This window comes from Pseudoalteromonas sp. ESRF-bin5 (assembly GCF_002632075.1).
GTDB classification, from domain to species: domain Bacteria; phylum Pseudomonadota; class Gammaproteobacteria; order Enterobacterales; family Alteromonadaceae; genus Pseudoalteromonas; species Pseudoalteromonas marina.
The window spans coordinates 1-3,164 of sequence record NZ_NTLW01000257.1 but is presented as its reverse complement, the minus strand read 5'-3'; the positions used below and the strand labels follow the sequence as shown (position 1 = coordinate 3,164).

The window sequence follows — 3,164 nt, the reverse complement described above, 5'->3', positions numbered from 1 at the left end:
GGCCAAGCAAACATGGTTGATGTATCGCTAAAAGAGGTCACTCTGCGCGATGCATCCGCCGAGGCCTACATTAAAATGAGCAAACAGGCTTTTGAGCAAGTGCTGCTTAATCAAAATAAAAAAGGTGACGTGCTAGGCGTAGCCCGAATTGCGGGTATTCAGGGCGCTAAAAAGTGCGCCGATTTAATTCCGCTTTGTCATCCGCTGGCACTGAGTAAAGTAGGCGTTGATTTTGAACTTGATGAAGCAAATAGCCAAATTAAAGTCACCAGCTACTGTAAATTAGCAGGTAAAACGGGCGTTGAAATGGAAGCGCTCACCGCTGTGTCTGTGGCTACCCTAACATTATTTGATATGTGTAAAGCCGCCGATCCGCTTATGGAAATACACGGTATGCGTGTAACGCAAAAAGCAGGGGGCAAGCATGGCAGCTGGCAGCGAGACTAATTTAAATGATACTGATGCAGGGCATGTAAACGTACTGTTTTTTGGCCAACTAAAAGAGCGCCTAAAGTGCGATAAGTTAACCGTTGATATAGCGCACACCCTTAGCATTAAAGCGTTTAAACACATGCTGGTTGAGCAAAACCCACATTGGCAGGCATGGCTTGAAGAGCGTGATGTATTGTGTGCGCTTAATCAAACTATGTCATCAAGCGATGAGCTTGTAAAAGCAGGGGATGAACTTGCTTTTTTCCCACCAGTGACAGGTGGATAATGAGTATAAGCATTAACGTACAAACGCAGGATTTTTCAGTAGGCGAGCAACATGACGCACTATGCAGTAATAACAAAAGCGATGGTGCCGTAGTGACGTTTACAGGGCTGGTGCGAGAATTTAGCAGCGGCGATAACGTAATCGCCCTTGAGCTTGAACACTACCCAGGGATGACTGAGCAACTACTGCAATCGATAGCCGAACAAGCACAAACACGCTGGCAACTTGCCCGCATAAGTATTATTCATCGAGTCGGTTATTTAGCCCTTGGTGAGCAAATTGTATTTGTTGGCGTAACCAGCCGCCACCGCCAAGCCGCCTTTGAAGGCGCACAATTTATTATGGATTACTTAAAAAACCACGCCACGTTTTGGAAAAAAGAGCATTTTAAAGACTCATCAAATTGGGTTGAGTTTAAACAAAGCGACAAACAAGCACTGGATAAATGGCAAAGTATCGAACAGGATGCAATTAAGTAAATGCATATAATCTCTACCAATATCTCTAAAATAAAAACGGTCGTGCATAACGGCAAAGAGGTCAAAACCGGTATTTTTAAAACGCCAACCAATGAGCCGGTTGTTATTGAAAAGCTAAATATAATAGGTGATGAGCAAGCCGATTTAGTTAATCACGGCGGTATTGATAAGGCGGTTTATGCGTTTTCGCACAATCATTATGATTACTGGAAACGCACCCTTAAAAATGATGATTTAGCAGTCGGTTCCTTTGGCGAAAACTTTACAATTTTAGAGCTTGATGAGAAAAATATTCATATAGGCGATCGTATTCGTGTAGGTACAGCACTACTTGAAGTAAGCCAGCCGCGAGTGCCGTGCTTTAAGCTTGCCATTGCACTTAATAATAAACAAAGCCTAAAACTGTTTACTCAGTATTACCACACGGGTGTTTATTTTAGAGTGCTTGAGCAAGGTGTTGCTAAAACGGGCGATGCCGTGACTATTGAACATAAAGCCAAACACAACATTTCGGTTACAACGTTGTTTCAGGCGTTTTTTGATAAACAATACCCAGATTATGAAAGCGTATTATTAGCAGCACTTGAACTCCCCGAGCTTGCACTTGAGTGGCAAACTAAAATTAAAAAGAAGCTTTCATTAGAACTTCACCAATAATTTATTTTAAAATTAAAAGGTGACTATGCGAGTTTGGGCTCATTAGCCTGTTATTTTTACTCACACTCACTCAATTCAATTATTTTTTTAGCCACTGCATACAGTGAACTATGCGATTCCATTGCCTGTTTTTGAAGCTGTTTATGAGCGTGCTCTTCACTTATTTTTAACTGCTCGATTAAAATATATTTAGCTTGATGAATGACTTTTTGTTCGCTTATTAGCTGTTTGGCATCTAATAAAGCTTGGTTTATTTGTTTTATATGTTGTGCTTGCTCAAGTATTAAATCGTACATTGTTTTATTACTACTTAGCTTACTTACCGCCGAATTTGAAGGCTCACCTATTTTGAGAGCGAGTTGTCCATCTGAAACAGGAATATACTCTTGTTCTAGTGAGCTTAATATTTGCTTGTTTGAGTTAAGCTTTCGTTGAGCGCCAGCAATCCGCATCGCTGCGCTATCAATTAAATGGTCGCTAATATTTTGCTCAATTTTATGCATTATATCGATGCGAGTAGTCGTTACCTCATACCACACTTCACTTAACTGAGATAAAGGTTGTGCATTTTGGTCGTCTAGTTTTTGTAGCAGGCTTCTTAGTTGATCAACTTGTTTATTTACCGGGTGCTCTATAAGTGATGAGTAACATTTTAATAAATGATTGTCGGCGTATTCACTAAAAAAGGAAAAACGGTTTTCTTGTTCTTGCATAAAATGAGCAAGTTGCTGTTTTTGTTCGCATGAAAACTTACTTTCGGCAAAGGCTTGAGCGCCACAGGCACGCTCTTGTCCTGCATACTCTTTGCCTTGCATAAAGTTAAAATAAGCCACTAAAAGGCGAATGACTTGCGGATCGTTTGCACCATCGGCCGCTTCTAAAATTATATTTAACAAGCCGGCAATTAGGTTTGTAAATGACTGGGTAGCATGAACGGGTGTAATGTTTTGATTCGCTATTTGATAACGAAGCGAGGGTAATGCGTCGAGTGATTGCAAGCTATGAGAAATTAAATTATACAGCCGCGAATGACCATTTAAGGAGGTGTCGGTAATAAAAGTTGTTTTTAAAGAGTCATAAAAATAACGTTGGGTCGTTTGCGTTACCGTTATTTGCTCTTTAAGCTCGCAATTAAATTGTAGGCTTTTAGATGCTAAAAATATATTGCTCATAGCACGTTCTTTTTGCAATTGATGAACAAAGTCGCCTAATTTTGTTAACGACGCACAGCTATTTTGTAATTGTTTTAGCGCGTCTATTTCTTGATATTTAGCCGCAAGTAAAAATTGTTTTGTGAGAGGGTTTGCTGT

The 3,164-nt window shown here is 40.2% G+C and carries 5 protein-coding genes; 4 read left to right on the top strand and 1 reads right to left on the bottom strand.

Translation table 11 applies throughout. The annotated features are described in order from the left end of the window. From moaC to BCG07_RS15905, 4 genes are all read left to right on the top strand, one after another. The coding region (gene moaC / locus BCG07_RS15920; protein WP_286891058.1) for a cyclic pyranopterin monophosphate synthase MoaC at window positions 1-447 on the top strand (447 nt) is incomplete at its 5' end. After that, window positions 425-718: a MoaD/ThiS family protein gene (locus BCG07_RS15915; RefSeq protein WP_286891056.1), complete on the top strand. Its 294-nt coding sequence runs from the start codon at window positions 425-427 to the stop codon at window positions 716-718. The genes moaC and BCG07_RS15915, both read left to right, overlap by 23 nt. Next, window positions 718-1,197, top strand: a complete 480-nt coding sequence (gene moaE, locus BCG07_RS15910) for a molybdopterin synthase catalytic subunit MoaE (protein WP_243530815.1) — start codon at window positions 718-720, stop codon at window positions 1,195-1,197. Before BCG07_RS15915 ends, moaE begins: the two co-directional genes overlap by 1 nt. Further along, window positions 1,198-1,854, top strand: coding sequence for an MOSC domain-containing protein (locus BCG07_RS15905; protein WP_286891055.1), 657 nt, complete (start codon window positions 1,198-1,200; stop codon window positions 1,852-1,854). It begins immediately after the preceding gene. 56 nt (window positions 1,855-1,910) lie between these two features. On the opposite strand, the gene BCG07_RS15900 is transcribed toward BCG07_RS15905, so the two are convergent. Next, the coding region (locus BCG07_RS15900; protein WP_286891054.1) for a nitrate- and nitrite sensing domain-containing protein at window positions 1,911-3,164 on the bottom strand (1,254 nt) is incomplete at its 5' end.